This window comes from Myroides fluvii, from assembly GCF_009792295.1.
GTDB lineage: Bacteria > Bacteroidota > Bacteroidia > Flavobacteriales > Flavobacteriaceae > Flavobacterium > Flavobacterium fluvii_A.
Window position 1 is genome coordinate 371,265 of sequence record NZ_CP039934.1, and the last position, 18,736, is coordinate 390,000.

Annotated in this window: 14 protein-coding genes and 1 tRNA gene (1 of these 15 running past the window's edge); 6 read left to right on the forward strand and 9 right to left on the reverse strand. The window is 36.7% G+C overall.

Translation table 11 applies throughout. From position 1 onward, the window contains the following. Position 1 precedes the first annotated feature (1 nt). Entirely contained in the window at positions 2–3,970 is a 3,969-nt protein-coding gene (locus tag FBR08_RS01815; RefSeq protein WP_158961101.1) for a GEVED domain-containing protein, read from the reverse strand. Between the two features lie 631 nt (positions 3,971–4,601). On the opposite strand from FBR08_RS01815, the gene FBR08_RS01820 reads away from it, so the two are divergent. From FBR08_RS01820 to FBR08_RS01830, 3 genes are all read left to right on the forward strand, one after another. Next, on the forward strand, positions 4,602–4,910 hold the full coding sequence (locus tag FBR08_RS01820; protein ID WP_158961103.1) for a hypothetical protein: 309 nt from the start codon (positions 4,602–4,604) through the stop codon (positions 4,908–4,910). Positions 4,911–4,937: 27 nt separating this feature from the next. Continuing rightward, entirely contained in the window at positions 4,938–5,303 is a 366-nt protein-coding gene (locus tag FBR08_RS01825) for a hypothetical protein (protein ID WP_158961105.1), read from the forward strand. 247 nt (positions 5,304–5,550) lie between these two features. Beyond that, complete coding sequence (locus FBR08_RS01830) at positions 5,551–6,525, forward strand: 3-oxoacyl-[acyl-carrier-protein] synthase III C-terminal domain-containing protein (RefSeq protein WP_158961108.1); 975 nt, start codon at positions 5,551–5,553, stop codon at positions 6,523–6,525. 551 nt (positions 6,526–7,076) lie between these two features. On the opposite strand, the gene FBR08_RS01835 is transcribed toward FBR08_RS01830, so the two are convergent. The 7 genes from FBR08_RS01835 to pdxR all read right to left on the reverse strand — a co-directional run bounded on the left by FBR08_RS01835 (position 7,077) and on the right by pdxR (position 15,472). Next, positions 7,077–7,161, reverse strand: a tRNA-Ser gene (locus FBR08_RS01835). Positions 7,162–7,287: 126 nt separating this feature from the next. After that, complete coding sequence (gene ribB / locus FBR08_RS01840; protein WP_158961110.1) at positions 7,288–8,424, reverse strand: 3,4-dihydroxy-2-butanone-4-phosphate synthase; 1,137 nt, start codon at positions 8,422–8,424, stop codon at positions 7,288–7,290. Between the two features lie 23 nt (positions 8,425–8,447). After that, positions 8,448–9,956 (reverse strand): LptF/LptG family permease, encoded by a 1,509-nt coding sequence (locus FBR08_RS01845; RefSeq protein WP_158961112.1) that lies wholly within the window; start codon positions 9,954–9,956, stop codon positions 8,448–8,450. A 9-nt stretch (positions 9,957–9,965) separates the two neighbouring features. Beyond that, a complete protein-coding gene (locus FBR08_RS01850; protein ID WP_158961114.1) occupies positions 9,966–10,610 on the reverse strand; it encodes a LolA family protein in 645 nt (214 codons plus the stop codon). A 17-nt stretch (positions 10,611–10,627) separates the two neighbouring features. Next, positions 10,628–13,144: an FtsK/SpoIIIE family DNA translocase gene (locus FBR08_RS01855; protein ID WP_158961116.1), complete on the reverse strand. Its 2,517-nt coding sequence runs from the start codon at positions 13,142–13,144 to the stop codon at positions 10,628–10,630. Between the two features lie 143 nt (positions 13,145–13,287). Beyond that, complete coding sequence (gene tpx, locus FBR08_RS01860) at positions 13,288–13,785, reverse strand: thiol peroxidase (RefSeq protein ID WP_158961118.1); 498 nt, start codon at positions 13,783–13,785, stop codon at positions 13,288–13,290. 214 nt (positions 13,786–13,999) lie between these two features. After that, on the reverse strand, positions 14,000–15,472 hold the full coding sequence (gene pdxR / locus FBR08_RS01865) for a MocR-like pyridoxine biosynthesis transcription factor PdxR (protein ID WP_158961120.1): 1,473 nt from the start codon (positions 15,470–15,472) through the stop codon (positions 14,000–14,002). 82 nt (positions 15,473–15,554) lie between these two features. Between pdxR and FBR08_RS01870 the strand changes: the two genes are divergently transcribed. From FBR08_RS01870 to FBR08_RS01880, 3 genes are read left to right on the forward strand one after another with little or no spacing between them, the layout of a single operon-like run. Then, positions 15,555–16,001 carry a GNAT family N-acetyltransferase gene (locus FBR08_RS01870; RefSeq protein ID WP_158961122.1) on the forward strand — a complete coding sequence of 149 codons (447 nt, stop codon included), beginning with the start codon at positions 15,555–15,557 and terminating at the stop codon, positions 15,999–16,001. A gap of 60 nt (positions 16,002–16,061) precedes the next feature. Then, positions 16,062–16,790: a YggS family pyridoxal phosphate-dependent enzyme gene (locus FBR08_RS01875; RefSeq protein WP_158961124.1), complete on the forward strand. Its 729-nt coding sequence runs from the start codon at positions 16,062–16,064 to the stop codon at positions 16,788–16,790. Positions 16,791–16,847: 57 nt separating this feature from the next. Beyond that, positions 16,848–17,477, forward strand: a complete 630-nt coding sequence (locus tag FBR08_RS01880; protein ID WP_158961126.1) for a hypothetical protein — start codon at positions 16,848–16,850, stop codon at positions 17,475–17,477. A gap of 29 nt (positions 17,478–17,506) precedes the next feature. On the opposite strand, the gene FBR08_RS01885 is transcribed toward FBR08_RS01880, so the two are convergent. Next, on the reverse strand, positions 17,507–18,736 hold the 3' portion of the coding sequence (locus tag FBR08_RS01885) for a polysaccharide biosynthesis protein (RefSeq protein WP_158961128.1). 690 nt of this gene lie beyond the right edge of the window; the window shows 1,230 of its 1,920 coding nt (coding positions 691–1,920); its start codon lies beyond the right edge, outside the window — the gene reads right to left on this strand; the stop codon is at positions 17,507–17,509.

The window sequence follows — 18,736 nt, forward strand, 5'->3', positions numbered from 1 at the left end:
TTTATTTTTTTACTGCAAATTTGATTGTCTCTCTTTTTCCATTTAATTCAAAAACAGCTACATACATCCCTCCTTGTATTGTTTGAGGCAAGTAGATCTCTGTTTGCTCTCCTTCTATTGAAAAGGTATGAACTAACTGTCCATTTAAATTGAATACTTGCACTGGAATTCCTCTCAATTGAACTCCAGTAACGTGTACTTCTAGGGTTGTTCGTTGTCCCAAGGTCACGGGATTGGGATACAATTGAATGACTGCTTTTGCAGCGGTTGTCTCTTCCATTGGACAAACGTGAATCTCCTCTCCTTCTGCGGTTTTAACAATTGCGTGATATACAGCTTTATGATCTAATATGGTCATAGCCCCAGCAGAGTATACTTGCTCTTCTGATATCAAACTTCCATTTTTAAACCACTTAAATCCAACGAAATTGTAACCGCCATTCGTTTTTGGATTTTTGTTAATCAACAAGGTGTTATTAAACTTTTGTACTGCAACATCGGCAAAGGCAAACGGTTTCTCAACTACAATGACATAAGTTTCTTTTACTTTTCCATTTTGTGAAACCACAGTGACCATTTGTTTGTAAATACCTGGTTTAGGTACAGCTAGTATAAATGTAGCACTAGGGGTAATTTGAGCGCCCTCATCTACAGCAATTTTCACCGCTACTGTTGTGCGTAAATCTTCACAACTCATTACATGATAAATTTCACTCTGAGGTTTGGTATACTGTTGCTCTTCAATCCAGATATCGTGTATCGTGGCATCGTTGTTTACAATGCGCAGTACTCGAGTTACAGCAGTTGCTGGATGATAATTCTTATCTCCTACTTGCGTTACAGTAACCGTAATTTCCCCTACTTTTTTAAGTGTCACCCAACCTGTTGTACTCACTTCAGCCGCTGATTGAGTACCGGCATAGGTATACGTATATTGTAAAGGTAAACCCGACGATGTGGCCGCCTGAAGTTGAAAATCTTCACTCTCGTCTAAGATTAGGGTTTCCAATTCATCAAATCGAATTTGTTGATTTGCCTTTTCTATTTTCAAAATAGCAACTAACTCTGCATTTTGATAGTTGTTTCCACCACTAATTTTTGCTTTAACTTCATAAGCTCCGACCTCTATTTTTCCATTGTTGATGTGTTCTACAGTCACTCCTTGTGGCAATGATCCTGAAACAAAAATATACTTCGCAGTGCCGTCATACGTAAATGTTTGTCCTTCAAATTGGATGTGTTCAATAGCTGCTTTCCCAATTTTCAAAGTCGCGCGAAGCGTGATATTTTCGTAATCATTCCCTCCTTGAACTACAGCAATAACGGTATAAGTTCCCACGGCTACCTTGTCATTACCTTGATAGGTTACACTTACACCTTCAGGTAAATTTTGTATCGTAATTTGCTTGGCTGTTCCATCGTAAACGAAAGTAGCATCTTCAAATATTAAACCGGATAAAGCATGTCGAATTTGAAGAGTAGCTTCTAGCCTATTGTCTTCGTAGTTTAGTCCACCATGAAGCAATGCTATAGCCGTATAATCTCCTACCTCTACCTGTTGATTGCCGTCGTACGTTACACTTACTCCTTCCGGAAGTACGCCTGTAATTTCAATGGTCTTAGGTGTGCCATCATATAAGAATGATTCATTGACAAATGTGATTCCTCTAATCATTGCTTTGGTAATTTCCAGCGTTCCTACTTCGTATTGAATATTGTAATTCACCGATTCATACCCACTTGCTTCAACAGTATATATTCCTACGTTCACGGCGTCTATAGCAGCTCCATCATACTGTAATGTTCCGTGTAATACATTTGCCCCTTCACCATATACAAACCCTTGATAAGTTACATTCCAGGTTGTATGTGCTCTTCCGTCATACACCTTCGTTTGATTACTTGGTAAAACCGTCAACGGAGCTCTATCTACATGCAGCGTAAATCGCACTTCTTCAGCTGGTAAATATTCGGTATTCCCAGCTTGATTAACCAGAACTTCTGTTTCTCCAGCTCCTTTTATCACAATCCTACCTCCTTCAATCGCAGCAACAGAAGTATCTGTTATTGTATAGGTCAAAGGCAATTGACTTGTGGTTTCACCTACTAGAAACGGAACATCTCCGTATATTTTATTGACATCCTCTACCGAAATAACTTGTTCTTTTACCTTAATCGTGGTAAAGTTAATTTTTTGCCATGTAGAACAATTCGCTGCAACACGCACGTAAACGTCATACGTTACTTCTGGAGACAATCCTTGTATTTGTTGCGTATTCGTTGCATTTTCTATTAAAGTTCCCTCTCCTTGTACAAATCCTTCTACGCCATATTCTATTTCGAAAACAGTAACCGTAGACGCAATTTGTAGCGTTGCTGTTTCCTCTCCAATATGTTCTATATTGAGTTGAACTGGTGGACAGCGCAAAGCTTCAATATCAATAATCACTTCTATTTCTCCATATTTTGTGGCATGCTGAACCGCAGTTGCTCTTACTTTTACCACTCCATTAGCCAGAGCAGTAACGAGCCCTTGTTGATTGACTAATGCAAATTCGGCGCCTTCAACAAGAGACCATGTCACGGTTTGACTTGCTTCAGCTGGGGTTATGTTGGCTAAGAGTTGTATTGTGCCATTTTCGGTTGTAATCGCAGCAGGAATATTGTTTTCTGTAATCACGTTTACTGCAGTTATTTCAACAGCAGGACGTTGAATATCTAACGTATAATCCTCTACTTGTCCCAAATAATATCCCGTCGGACAAGGAACGTTTTCTAGGTGTGCCCAGGTTGTTTCTGGATTGTGATACATACTTACCACACGCATTCGCGTTGTACCAAGTAATGCATCCGATGGCAGTTGAATCGCTCCCGAAACTTCTCCTCTTTCTCCTTCTGTATTCGTTAAAAAACCAACTGTTACTGCTTCATTTTCTGAAAATTCAAAATCTTGATTGTAATCAAGGTATACCTTTACTAATAACATATCCTGTCCATCAGTTTTCCCTTTCACCGTTATGGGGTAGGTTCTACCTTGTTCAACAGGTAGTATAATAGAGGTAAAATCTTCATACAATGGCTCTGTAGCGGTATTACTTCCACTTGTCTTCGTTGTTGTACCAAACGTAACTTCATAAATGGGTAGGCTACGCGCGTTATCCGAAATTTCAGGTTGACAGTACGCTTCTGAAGTGCTTTCATCCGAAATTTGGACCGAATAGTCTTCGATCTGACCGTATTCGGCAGCTGTACATGCATCAAACTCTCCCTCTTCATAGATATACCAATTGTCCTTGATAATTCGCATGCGCGTTTTACCTAGCTCTGCATCAGCAGGAACGCGAATCTCAAACTCAACCTGAACGTCATCTTGCCCTGTAGAAGGCGAAAGTAGCCTTCGATACAATTCTGTGTGCACATCAAATTGGCCATCGTTATTCCAATCGATAAAGACGCGAATATCGTGTTCGAAATTTCCGTTGGTATTACCTTTCACCGTTAAGGTATAGATTTCACCGCGCTGTACGTTCGCCATTAAAGACGTAAAATCTTCATACGCCGCTGCTGGAGCTACCGTCGGATTAGGTGTTCTATCAGTTTGGTTGTTCAGATTAGCAAATTGTACAAGTGTAATTGGTTCCACTCCATATAACACAGAAACATCACAGTAATCCTCCGCTACAACAGGTTCTACTGTATTCTTATATAAAGTTGTCATGCCAGCAGCATCACTTGTATAACCGCTTACAAACAAATCTGTCTTTCCTTTGCTATATCTTGTTGCTGTGTCAGGAAACTCAAGAGCTGAATAAGTATCGTTGTTGACATTTAGTATAGTGGCATCCTCATAGAATACCGCTGAAAAAGTATGAGCTGTAAGCACGCGAAAATGCTCAGCCTGAACTGTAAAACCTCCTAACAAGCAAAGGCCTAAAAAAATAAGTGTTTTTTTAATTGTATAGATGTACATTGTGTCTGATTATATCATGATTCATTTCGTTTATTTGAAAACAATCTTGCGTTTTCTTACTTTTAATTCATTCCTAAAACAAAACCGATTGGACATCCTTTGGGCTGATAAAAATAAAACTGATTCGGGCAAAACAAGGGTTTAAACTCCGATTTAGGGTATAAATGATTCATATAAATAGATCGTTATAATTTCACTAACAAATCTATTTATATTAAATCTAATTAAAAACAAAGAATGATTATTTGCCGATTTTTCTATTTAACCGTTATAAAACCAAGGTTAATTTCATTAGAATTAGACTAATTAAATTTATTGCTGTTTTATTTCGTTAATTTTCAGTCAGTCTTTATCTTGTAGTACATAGCCAATGACAAGCCTTAAGGGATTCATAGCAAACAATTCGCTCTGATGTGCTATTGAACTGAATGTTAACTCCTTTCTATAGATTAAATATCTCTTGCCTAACATACGGGAACTACCCGTTCTAACCAGTTCCCTATTCATATTAAAAAAAAGGCGTATTTTTAAGCCCATTTTGGTTACAAATAGTTCGTTTTACACTAGCTATTGACCTCAATTTTACCCTTATCAAGTATTGAAAAAAATAGGGTTCATTTAAAAGCGAATCATGAGTAAGCATTACATCACGTGTAAATATTGCAACACAGAGAACGTCAATACAGATTATTGTACAAACTGTGGGAAAATCATCAATATTGTACTGGAGCGTCAATTGGAACAACAACGAGTAAAAGAAGAGCGAATCCAAAAAGAACTTCAGGCCGCACCTACTCCCTTTGAAAAAGTCATCCAAAAACTGCGAAATCACTCCAATCCTATTATTCGAGTCCTCTTTTTCATTGTACATACCGTTTGGTTGATTGTTGCCACAATAGCGGCGGGGATTGCCTATCTTGTAGGCATGATTGCTGCCTGATCACCGCTAACGACAAAAAGACTACATATGAGAAAGGGCTTATTTTTTATTGCTTTAAGTATAGCCACTACCATCTACCTATTACAACAACTACAACAGCCTCTTCCGTTGTGGGTTAATCATTATGTCAATGATTTTCTCTTTCTACCGCTGACACTGAGTCTTTGCTTATTTGTCGTGCGAAAAATAAAACAGGCCCCCAATCTTCAACTATCCCTGTCTTTAATCCTGGCCGTAACGGTCTGTTATTGCATCTATTTTGAATGGTATTTACCACAGCACAATCCTCGCTATACGGGAGATTGGATCGATTGCATCCTTTATTTTAGCGGTGCTTTAGTTTTTTATCTGCTTCACAAAACCAATTCAAAAATAGTTGAAAAGAATAAATAGTACGCTTTTGCTCTTCCTACGCTCACTTTTAATCCTGAAAGATCCCCATCAGAAGAATGTTCTATGAAATTTTACTTTAAATTGATCGATACTATTCCAGGCGGATTTTCACTGTTCCCTGTTTACGGTACATCACCAACAACTTCGTGTTATAAATAAAAATTAACATAATTAACGAACAAAAAAATAATATTAATATTAAATTCGTTTCATACTATTTTTTTTAACCAACAAAACCCCTTATAGTATGAAATTAAAACAGATGTATTTTCATCATCCTTCGAGATTAGAAAACAACGAAGAGGTGATACAAAAATTTGAAAACCAAGGTGTTTCCATGAAAAAGATTCAAGAAGCACTAGGGAGAACCAATCGTTATGTGGTTCCACTTGATTCACCTGAAACTTCCCTTTCTTTGGGGATTGATGCTGCCAAAGGCGTATTAAGAGAAAGCAAAATCTCCATGCAGGAAATTGACATTATTGCTTTTGTAACTTGTACACCAGAACATCAAATTCCCAATGATTCCATTTTCATTCATCAAGCCCTACAAGGCAAACCCGACACCATGTGTTATGATATCAATGCCAATTGTATTGGTGCATTGCTCGCTTTAGATCAGGTAGCCCAATATCTAAACAACAGCAAAACTGCACAAAAAGCCTTGGTCATCTGTGCAGAAAAGATGTCTAGCATACTGGATCAAGAAAATCCGGTAACGGCTTTTTGCTTTTCAGATTCCGCTTTCGCCTTTATCGTAGAAAAAGACGATACCGCTGCTGGATTAATTGATGTCCATTATCACACGGATAGCAGTTTCTGCAACACTGTACTATTTCCGCCTAAAGGGCACTCCTGCTTTGCTACTGGAGAATTAACCACTTGGGATACCTCCTTTGACGGTAGTGGTAGTGTGGAATATGCAACCAGTAAAATAGAAGATTTTCTAAGTCGAAATAAGCTAACAACAGCAGATATTAGTTTATTTTTATTCTCTCAATTGTCCTTAAAAAACATTGATACTATCAAAAAACACTTTGCACTACCCGACTACAAGGTTCCTTTCTATTCCAAAGAAATTGGATACTCTGGATCCTCCAGTCCACTCGTAGCTTTGCATCAGCATCAACAAATTGTCCAACCCCTAAAAGAAGGGGAATATGCTCTTATTTGGACCTTAGGTGCTGGATATCAAGCGGGACTTATGTTGTGGAGATTTTAAAAATACCCTTTAGCGTCTGCTAAAAATGAATCATTCTAAAACCGATAGTCAAGGACTATCGGTTTTTTTTATCTTCTATTCCTCTGTGGCAAAGATTTAATTCTTAAAAAAACCGAATTCACCACCCAATACAACTGGTCTAATCCTGGGGTTTCTTCTACTACTTGACTACTAAATAATGCCGATAAAATCCTAAAGATATGGGCCTGCAGAAATGCGACTAGCATTTTTATTTCCAGGATAAACGTAGGAGCGAATGGCCATTCGCCCTATAACATGAATTTTATTTCAAAAGAAAAAAGGGATTGGATATCCCAAAAGGAGTAAATTAACACAAAGAAAACCGATACTTCGTTGTATTTGTCTAACGAAAACATCTACGGTTTATACAAAAGGGATTACAGATCCCAGAGGAGGGTAAATTAACACAAAGAAAACAGATAAGCTACGCTTATCCACTTTTTTTATTTTGTAAAAGGAACGCAGAAAGCGAGCTTTCCGTTCCTTTTACAAAATAAAAAAACCGATAGTTACACTATCGGTTTTCTTTGCGGAGAAAGAGGGATTCGAACCCCCGGACCTGTTACAGTCAACAGTTTTCAAGACTGCCGCAATCGACCACTCTGCCATTTCTCCAGTAGTCTGCTCTACTTCTGTATTGCGAGTGCAAATATAGCGCGTTTTTTTAATTATCCAAAAAAGAAAATTTATTTTTTAAATAAAAAATTACCCTATACTTCCAACTACCTCTTATCTTGTTAGTTAATACGTAACATAATCTGTTATTTCTAAACCATATCCAATCATTCCAACGCGTTTTTCTGGTTCAGAGTTCGTCATTAAACGAATATTAGTGATAGCTAAATCATGTAAAATTTGAGCCCCAATACCAAAATCCTTTTCATCACCTGGTAATTTCGGTGTTTCCATATCTAATTTCCCAGCCAATTGATCCTTGATAAAACTCAATCTTCTTAATAAACTAATGTTTTGTGCATCTTGATTAATAAACAAAATAGCTCCTTTTCCTTCTTCGTTAATCTTATTAAAGGCTGCTTCTATACGCAAATCTAATTTTCCACTCAATGCATCTAGGATATCATTACTTCCAATCATGGAATTAATACGCGTCAGAACTGCCTCATCTTCGCTCCATTCTCCTCTTGTTAAGGCGATGTGGATTTGTTTATTGGTAATTTGTTGGTAAGCACGTAAACGAAACTTGCCAAAACGCGTTTCAATTTCGAAATCTTCTTTCTTGTCAATCAAGCTATCGTGTTTCATTCGATACGCCACTAAAGCCTCAATCGAAATAATTTTCAAATCCCATTTTTTCGCTACTTCAACCAATTGAGGTAAACGAGCCATCGTGCCATCTTCATTTAGGATTTCTACTAGAATACCCGCAGATTTAAATCCAGCTAAACGAGCCAAATCAACCGCTGCCTCCGTATGTCCCGTACGGCGTAATACGCCACCTTGTTTTGCGATTAATGGAAAAATATGTCCTGGGCGACCTAAATCTTCTGGTTTTGTTGCATCATCTACCAACGACAAAATTGTCTTGGCGCGATCCTGTACTGAAATACCAGTAGTACAACCATTTCCGATTAAGTCAATTGATACCGTAAATGCCGTTTGATGTAATACCGTATTGTTTTGAACCATCGGTTTCAAATCTAATTCTCTACAGCGTTTTTCGTTTAATGGTGCACAAATCAACCCACGCCCATGGGTAGCCATGAAATTAATCATTTCTGGTGTAGCCATCTCCGCGGCAGCAATAAAATCTCCTTCATTCTCACGATCTTCATCATCCACGACAATAATCACTTTCCCCGCTCTAATATCTTCTATTGCTTCTTCTATCGTATTTAACTGAATATGATTCGTTGACATAATAAATATATATTTGTTGTGTGTTATTCTATTGTATTTTCTTCTTCTTTTACCTCGTGTTTCTTAACAAATAATCCCTTAAAAAAATCTCCAATTGTCGAAAAGAATCCCAAGAAATTTACTTCTCCATTATCACGTGTTGCTTTCAAGGTTAAAAAGATAGCTAAAGGCGTAAGTACCATAGCTCCTGCCCATGCTCCTAGAATAGGTTGTATTCCATCTTCTTGCGCCAACTTCTTTCCAAATGTATTAACAAAGTGATACAGAATAAAAATGATCACCGCAAAGACAATAGGCAATCCCAATCCTCCTTTTCGAATGATAGCTCCCAAAGGCGCACCAATAAAATACATTAAAAAACAAGAATAAGCAATGACGAACTTTTCATACAACGCTAAGTAGTGATCGTTTAATTTCTTGATTTGCCCTAATGAAGCAACGTCATTTGACTCTGTATTAAACACAATGTTATTGGTATAATCAATGGATGATTGTAAAATCCTCGCTTGCAATGGCTCCGAAAATTGAGCTAAAGCATCTCCTTTCAAATCCATTTCCTTTTCTCGAACTGAATCTTTTTGAGCCTCTTTAATCGTTCCAGCGTTCGTTTTTTTAGAATTATATGGATTGTATATACCGTTATAACGAAGCAACATATTTTCCATATTCGATTTTGTATCACTTGCTAAAGTGGTTTCTAAAGAATCAATCGTATAGGTTAATTCTCGAATATTCAACATGTGATAGGTATTCTTAATTTCTTCCCTTTCGCCTCCTTCATCTTGTAAAGCACTCAAATCGATATTCATGGTGTACTTTTCAAAAGCAACCTTTGTAAAAGGTTTTCTGCTCATTTGAGAGGTCGACTTAGGCACCACATCCTCATAGTAATTCCCATCAAATAAATGCAATTGCAAAATACTAGAAGAATTATCTGATTCCAATTCACCATCCACAGAACGGATAACTGCTTTATTATCATAACCAGAGGCTGACTTGATATGCATGGTTACATTTTCCAAATACTGCCCTTTTTCCCCAGTTTTCTTATCTACTTTGATATTAATGGCTCCTACATCATTAAACTGGCCTGCAGCAATAGCCATCGCCGGTTTCGTTTGCAAGATCTCTTTTCGCATATTGATAAAGCGATATTCCGCCTTTGGAATCACATCATTGGCAAACCAAAATGAAATCAAAGCCAATACAGCAATAAATATAGATAGCGGTTGCATCGCTCTTTTCAAAGAAATTCCCGATGCTTTCATTGCGGCAAATTCATAATGCTCAGCAAAGTTTCCAAAAGTCATAATCGATGCCAATAAAACCGAAAGAGGTAAAACCAATGGAATCATCTTAGGCGAATAAAACAACAAAAACTGCACGATGATAAAGAAATCTAAATCCTTACCTGCTAATTCAGTGATAAACAACCAAATACCCTGTAAGATAAAGATAAAATAAAGAATGATAAACACTGTAAACAGCGTTGATACAAAAGAGGTTAGTATATAGCGATCAAGTATTTTCACGAAGTGGAATTAATCTATGTTATTGATGTAATAAGTTGAATAATCTGCGCTTGTAAAGGTAAAATGATTTTTCGACATAGTTTGGTTAGTTTTAAAAGATTTAACCGTCAAGACTGACTTCGAACCATTTTTATTTACTTGAATTTTGGTATAGATCTGTTTTGTTTCGTGATCCACTCCAACTAAAACCTCCTTAATCCCAGACTTCTTATCAAGGGGAATCAATTTAATGTATTGGATTTGCTTGCCTTTGATGTTTTGCAAAATATCCCACTGCAAATCATAGCCTTCTTTATAGAAGGTCAATATTTGCAAAGGCAAGGCATTGTCTATTTTCTTGGGATCGTATTTTGAAACTGTTACTTCTTTATCCTCATCGCTAATAGTATAGATCTTCTTACCGTCGAAAATACGCGTCATATCCATGAATGTCAAGCGATACAAATTTTCTTTCAAATCAATATGTCCATCTGTTTCTTGATTGATATCCCCCGATTTTGCATCAAGCTGAGCGTAGTGAAAATCAATAGAAATAGTCGAATAACTCGCTATTTTCTTATTTACTTCATCCAAATAATTTCTCGCGCGTTGACTACTTTGCCCATACGTTAATGCTGTACTACACACCAATAAAAGAAATACTATTTTTTTCATGATTACTCTTAATTTTCTTAGTTAAATAAGTCATTTTGTTCTTCTTGGAAAAAGTGATCCAAAGCTACTAAATCGGGAATTAGCACACTACGCGCTTTACTTCCTTCAAATGGTCCTACAATACCCGCTGCTTCCAATTGATCAATAATTCTCCCTGCTCGATTATACCCTAATTTTAATTTACGCTGCAACAGAGAAGCAGAGCCTTGTTGAGCTGTAACAATAATTTCCGCGGCTTCTCTAAATAGGGAATCTCGCTCACTAATATCCATATCTAAGGCAGATAAATTTCCTTCCTCTCCTACATATTCTGGCAACAAATAAGCATCTGGATACGCTTTTTGCCCACCAATATATTCTGTAACTTTTTCCACTTCTGGTGTATCAACAAAAGCACATTGCACGCGAACCAAGTCATTTCCTTGCGTATAGAGTAAATCTCCTCGTCCTATTAATTGATCAGCCCCTTGCTGATCGAGAATCGTACGAGAGTCAATTTTAGACGTTACGCGAAACGCAATTCTAGCAGGAAAGTTCGCCTTAATAATTCCTGTAATGACATTTACAGATGGGCGTTGAGTTGCAATAATTAAGTGTATTCCAATGGCACGAGCTAATTGTGCTAAACGCGCAATTGGTGTTTCCACATCCTTACCTGCTGTCATAATCAAATCCGCAAATTCGTCAATCACTAATACAATATAAGGTAAGAAACGATGCCCATTTTCAGGATTTAAACGTCTTTGTTTAAATTTTTCATTGTATTCCTTGATATTGCGAACCATCGCATCTTTCAACAAACTATAGCGGTTATCCATCTCAATACAAAGTGAATTTAACGTATTGATAACCTTTGTATTATCAGTAATAATAGCTTCTTCAGCATCTGGTAATTTCGCTAAATAATGGCGTTCAATTTTGTTGAACAGCGTCAGCTCAACCTTTTTCGGATCCACCAAAACAAACTTCACCTCTGCGGGATGTTTCTTGTACAACAAAGAAGTTAATAAAGCATTTAACCCCACCGATTTACCCTGTCCTGTTGCTCCAGCCATCAACAAGTGAGGCATTTTTGCTAAATCGACCACAAAAGTCTCATTAGAAATGGTTTTCCCCAATGCAACAGGTAATTCCATTTCAGCACTTTGGAACTTTGGAGAACCAATTACACTGCGCATGGATACAGTCGACGGACTTGTATTTGGAACCTCAATACCGATGGTTCCTTTTCCTGGAATAGGAGCAATGATACGAATTCCCAAAGCGGCCAAAGACAAAGCAATATCATCTTCTAAATTCTTAATCTTCGATATGCGAACACCTGCTTCTGGTACAATTTCATACAGCGTTACCGTCGGTCCTACTGTAGCTTTAATTTGCGCAATATCAATCTTGTAATTTCGCAGGGTTTCTACGATTCTATTTTTATTTTCTTCTAATTCTTCTTGATTAATTGTAATACTTCCCGTTCCATAATCCTTTAATAAATCAATAGAAGGAAATTGATAATTAGACAACTCTAAAGTCGGGTCAAATTCTCCAAAGTCCTGCACCAATTGCGCTGCCAAGTTCTCTTCTACTGTTCCTTCCTCTTTTATAGCCTCAATAACGAACTCTTCCGTAGAACTAGGTTTAAGTTCTTCCTCATTTTTGGTTAATTCGCTTTCCTTTTTGAGGGGTAAATTTAATTCCGAACTATGCCCTATTGTTGGTTTAATACTCTTGTGGTCAATAGCAAAAGCGGATGGCTGCTCTTCTTTAGAACGGCTATCTTGTTCTGACGGAACTATTGCCTTGACTTGCTCCTCTTGTGGGACAACTTCTTTTTTAGCTGCTGGTACAGCTGTTTCTTGCTGAACAACTGACGCAACTGGAGGTATCTCCTGATCAAAAGATGCGTCATCTAACTTCTTGCCTGGCGCCAATGTAGAAAACTTGGCTGGCATCGTGGCTATAAAATCTCTAATTTTAGTTGGTGATAATTTATAGCGAAACAAAAAGAATATCAGTGTAATAAAGCTGATTAATAATATAGCTCCAGCAGTACCTAAATAATCCGTTAAATACAGATTAATTTCATATCCTACTGTTCCTCCCAAAAGTGGATTTGACTCCCAAAAAAAACCCAAGAATCCCCCTAATAAAATCATCGAGGTAAGATCCCAAAAAACAATTTTTTTAATTCGTCTAGAAGCAATCCCGAAAAAAGCATATACTCCTGTGTGAACCAATAATTTGGCAAAGAAAAAAGAAGCTAATCCAAATCCTTGATAAATAAAAACATGCCCTAAATAAGCACCTAATTTTCCTAACCAGTTGTTGACTTCTAATTCCCTATTACTCACATCGATTAAATTACTCTGATCTTCTATTCCTGAAATAAAATAAGAAACAAAACTCAGTGTAAGGGAAATCCCCATAATAATCAATAAGATAGAAAATAGAAAACGCGAGTTCTTTAAAATCGCTGTATCGTATTTTTTCTGTTCAAGTGGAGTTGGTTTTTTCTTTGTTGATTTATTTTCTTTTTCCATTTATACCTTGCAATTGATAAGATAGGCTTTTACAGTTTGTTCACTCATGTAATAAAGTAAAAGATATCTTTAAAAAAATGAATTCCATTTAAATGAACTACTTTTTTAAAAATATCTTTTTACACGATTGAAGTTAGTGCTGCTTATAAAGCAGTCAAAGCTAATTCATAATTTGGTTCATCTGCTGTTTCGGCAACTTGTTCTGTATAAACAACTTTTCCTTCCTCATTAATCACAACGATGGAACGCGATAATAAACCTGTTAGAGGTCCGTCTGTAAATGTCAATCCATACGTCTGACCAAATGCTCCCGATCTAAAATCGGACAACATCACAACATTATCAATACCTTCAGCACCACAAAAACGAGTTTGAGCAAAGGGTAAATCTTTAGAAATACACAAGACTACTGTATTTGCTAATTGCGCTGCTTTTTGATTAAACGTGCGGACAGATGTTGCACATGTTGGCGTATCTACACTAGGAAAAATATTTAAAACAATCTTTTTACCTGCGAAATCCGCCATTGTTTTTGTAGCTAAATCGACTCCAACTAATTCAAAATTAGGAGCTACCACACCTACACTAGGTAATTCACCTAGGGTGTGAAATGGATTATTTTTTAATGTAACTGTTGCCATACCTTACTTTTTTATTCAAACAAAAATAAGAAAAAATGCCCAACTTTTTGATTTAATTGTTGCGAAGTCTTATCGCAAATCATCCTATCCATTAGGATAAATGTAGACAAGCGTATACGCACACTAAATTGAGACTTTCTTCTTCTCGCTTTTTTGTTTTTTCATTTTTTATTTGATTCGCGATAAAAGAGAATATCCTCGCAGCTTATAAAATTCACAACTGCCCTTTTACCCCTTGCAATTCAAAACCTTCAATAATTTTTTTGAGCAATAACACTGCTTGTTCTAGCTCAGTCTCGTTCATGGAGGCAAACCCAAAGCGAAATGCATTTAATTCAATAGCAGACCGTCTAATTGCAAGTTGAGGATGCTGGACCAAATATTCCACTAGTCCCTCTTTTTTTAATACAATCCAAATGGCCATTCCTCCAGAAGGAAGACTATAAGATACCTGAGACTTTAAGTGTTCTTGTAACAAATGATCTAAATAATCCCGACGGGAAAAATAACATTTTTTTGCTTTTTTAATATGCCGTTTTAATTCTCCCATTCTTATCAACTCCGCCAATGCATTTTGCATATAACCGTCCACCCCCACATCAATTAATTTGCGCAAAGCCACCCCTTGCTCAATAAAATTAAATGGAGCTACCATAAACCCTATGCGGATAGAGGGATCCAACAATTTTGAAAAGGATCCAATATAAATAATATTCCCCTGATGTGGACTACTCGCTAAAGGCAAATATGGGGAAGACGCATAGTGATAATCGTAATCATAATCATCTTCTATAATCGCAAAAGCGTATTGTTGAGACAACTTAAGCAACGCTATTCTCCTTTCGATGCTCATCGTGACCGTCGTAGGATAATGATGATGAGGAATGACATAAATTGCTTTAATTGCCTTTTGTTGACAAATGGCTTGTATCTCTTCAACAAGTAAACCACTCTTGTCTACTCCCACTTCCACTACTGTTGCTCCTGTCTGTTCAAACACTTGGGTTGCCTTGCTATAATTAGGCTTTCCTACCACAACAACATCTCCTTTTGCCAATAGTAATTGTGCAGCCAAATAAATACTCATCTGTGCCCCATGGGTAATCAAAAGGTGTTCTTTTTCTATATTTAATCCGCGTGTCTCTGATAAATAACTCGCTAAAACTTCACGCAACTTTAAACTGCCTTGGGCACTTCCAAAAGTTGCATTGCGGATGCTGTGCTTCTTAGAGGTATAAGAACGGTAAATCTTGAGTAAATCATCTATAGGTGAAAGGCGCACATCTGGAAATCCATCATCTATAATTACTTCAGGTAATTGCGCATTTGATTTTACCTTAGGAACGACTATTTGCTTAAAAGGCAATTGAAACAAAGCTCGATAAGCGGATTCATTTACCTCGTCCATCCACTTTTTGGGTTTCAAATTGGGAATCTTAGCAGAAACAGCAACATACTTTCTGGGAACAGAAACAACCCAATCTTGTGCTTCTAACTCATCATAAGCCGCTACAATCGTTTTGCGATGTACTTCGAGTAACTTCGACAAATCTCTTGTACTTGGCAAATGTGTATTTGCTTTAATAATCCCTTGACTAATCGCATTAATAAAAGCAATGGCAATCTGTCGATAAATAGGTACTTTACTTTCTCTATCAATGGTGATGATTCTCTCAAATGGCAACATATTGGACTACTAATTATAACTTAACTGGACCACAAAGATAGTCCTTATCTCTTATACTTTTGTCTCGTAAAATAAAATAAAGATGAACTACACAATTAAAAAAGCAACATTAGAAGATTTAAAAGAAGCGTCTGAATTATTTAATTTATACCGAATTTTTTATCGTCAAGAAACAAATCTACAAGGAAGTACAGCTTTCATCAAAGAGCGATTGCTCAATGGGGAATCTGATATTTTCTTAGCGATAATTGATGATAAACCAGTTGGTTTTGTTCAATTATACAAGCTTTTTCACTACATCAAATTACAAAAGCAATGGTTATTAAGTGACTTATTTGTACACCCAGATCACAGAGGAAAAGGGTTGTCAGTTGCTCTAATTAACCGCAGTAAACAATGGTGCGAGGAGACAGGAGCTTGTGGCTTAATGCTCGAAACCGAAAAAACGAACATCATAGGTAATAATCTCTATCCGAAATGTGATTTTCAATACGATGGGGTGCATAACTACTATAATTGGTGGAAATAAGTCTAGTTTGTTGGCGGAGTTTCGGCTTCGCCAATTTTGTTTTATCTTAATTTACAGATCATGTTACACATTCAAGAAAACATAACGCACATTTTACAACGCATTGAAAAGGCATGCCTGGCCCATAATAGAGACCCAAAAGAAGTAAAATTGCTATTAGCAACAAAAACAGTTCCCGCATCAAAAATTCGCCTGGCGCTAGAAACGGGTCAAACCCTAATTGCAGAAAACAAAATACAAGAAATAAAGGAGAAGCATCCCGATCTGCTAGATTTAAAACCTATTAATCACTTTATTGGCCATCTCCAAACAAATAAGATCAAAGACATTTTAAAATACGATGTATCCTGTATTCACTCGATAGACCGATTAGATTTAGCAACAAAATTACATCAACGCCTAACTTTGGAAAACAAAACCATGGATGTTCTAATTCAGGTAAACACCTCCAATGAAGAAAGTAAATTCGGCATTGCACCCGAGCATGCATTACAGCTTATTCAACAAGTTTCTGAACTCGACACACTACACATTAAAGGACTCATGACCATTGGTCTATTTAGCGCAGATGAAAATCAAATACGCCCCTGTTTTAGGTTACTTAAAAATATACAACAACAAGCACTTCAACTTAATATCCCTCAAGTTGAAATGAGAGAATTGTCAATGGGAATGAGTGGCGATCTCGAGATCGCCATTGCAGAAGGAGCTACTATTGTACGCGTAGGTACTGCAATATTTGGCGAACGAATTTATCCTGACAGCTACTACTGGAACGAAAACAAATAACAAATACACATAGGGTTTGGCATAAATATTGTATTTTTAAATTTAAACATACAAACAATGAGAAAATACAATTTACAAACATTATTAGTGTTTTTTATGGTGACTATCGTTGGCATCACAGCTCAAGCACAGACGAAAAATTTTGGCAAAACAATTGGTGATCTAATGTATGAAATGACAGTAAATCAACCAAATACAGAAAAAATACAGCAAATTCTAGAAACCCTACACATGGACAACAAAGAAGTAAAAACAGGTCCACTGTCCTACAGCATCTTTGATGGATTTGATGGAGATAAAATGTATTACATTCCCTTTACCACTCCTGAAGAAAGTAGGTTTACAGTGGAACAATTAAAACGAGCGGATAAATATTACTTTGGCGCACAATTTTTATTAAAAAGTGAATACACGGTAGATGCCAAAAAACAAGTACAGTATAAAGAGGATAATTATGCATACAATACTAATTACAACGAATTAAGTCTGTATTGTACAACGCCTATGAAATACAAAAACGGCAGCGGAAATAATCCTGAATCTCCATTATTAAGTTGCATTTATACAAATCCAACGAGTAAAAAGAGAATGATGTATTGGGTTGTATTTGAAAAACCGATTGGCGATACGCAAGGAAATACAATCAAAGAAATAAAATTTCAAAGCATAGAACTTTGGCAAAATTAAAAGAGGCTGTCTTTCCGGACAGCCTCTTTTTATACTTTTACATCATCCAAAGAAGAGTAAATTGAATTTTGAGAAATAAACTCTGGTACAATTTCCTTCAATGTAGTAACCAAATACATCGTATCTTTTTTTATTTCCTCGCTTAACACACGATGACAAAGTTGTTCAATTGTGTTTCTAATTTCAACAAGATTCTGTTCTCTTACTTGAGCGATCATGATTTTTTCATGATGCGTTTTCACGGTATTTTCATCATTAGCCAAAAGCTCCTCAAAAATCTTTTCCCCTGGACGCAATCCCGTAATCTTAATATCTATATCATCAGGATAAACTAACCCGCTCAATTTAATCATTCGTTTAGCTAAATCAATAATCTTCATTGATTTTCCCATATCAAACACAAAAATCTCCCCTCCTTTTCCCATGATTGACGCCTCCAAAACCAATTGACAAGCTTCTGGAATAGTCATAAAATAACGCGTAATATCAGGATGTGTAACAGTTAGAGGTCCACCAGCATCCAATTGACGTTTAAAAAGCGGAATAACAGATCCATTCGACCCCAATACATTTCCAAAACGCGTCACAATAAAACTCGTCTTGCCTTTGCCTTTTAAACTAGATACATAAATTTCAGCAGCGCGCTTTGTCGCTCCCATAACATTAGTAGGATTCACGGCTTTATCGGTCGATACCATAACGAATTTATCAACCCCAAAGGCCACTGATAAGTCCGCAATATGCTTCGTTCCCTTTATATTAGTATAAATAGCTTCGTAAGGATAAGATTCCATCAAAGGGACATGCTTATAAGCTGCTGCGTGATAAACTAATTCTGGTCTATATTTATCGAAAATAGCTTCCATATTAGCCATCTCTCTAATATTTCCAACCACGTAAACAATTCGCTCTTTATGACGAGATACCATCGATTGCTGAACATCATACAGTGGAGATTCTGCGTGATCAATTAAAATTAGTTGCTTAAAATCAAAAAGAGCTACCTGTCTGGCAATTTCACTTCCTATTGATCCAGCTGCACCAGTAATCATCACTACTTTATCCTTCAATTCATTTCCTATAATAGGATTCTCTAAATTAATTGCCTTGCGTCCCAATAAATCATCAATACGCAGTTCCTTAATTTGCTTATTCGTATACTTACCATTCAACCAATCAGATGCTGGTGGAATGATTTTAATCTTCACGGGTAATTCAACTAAATATTCTGCAATATCATTTAAACGTTCGCGTTGAAT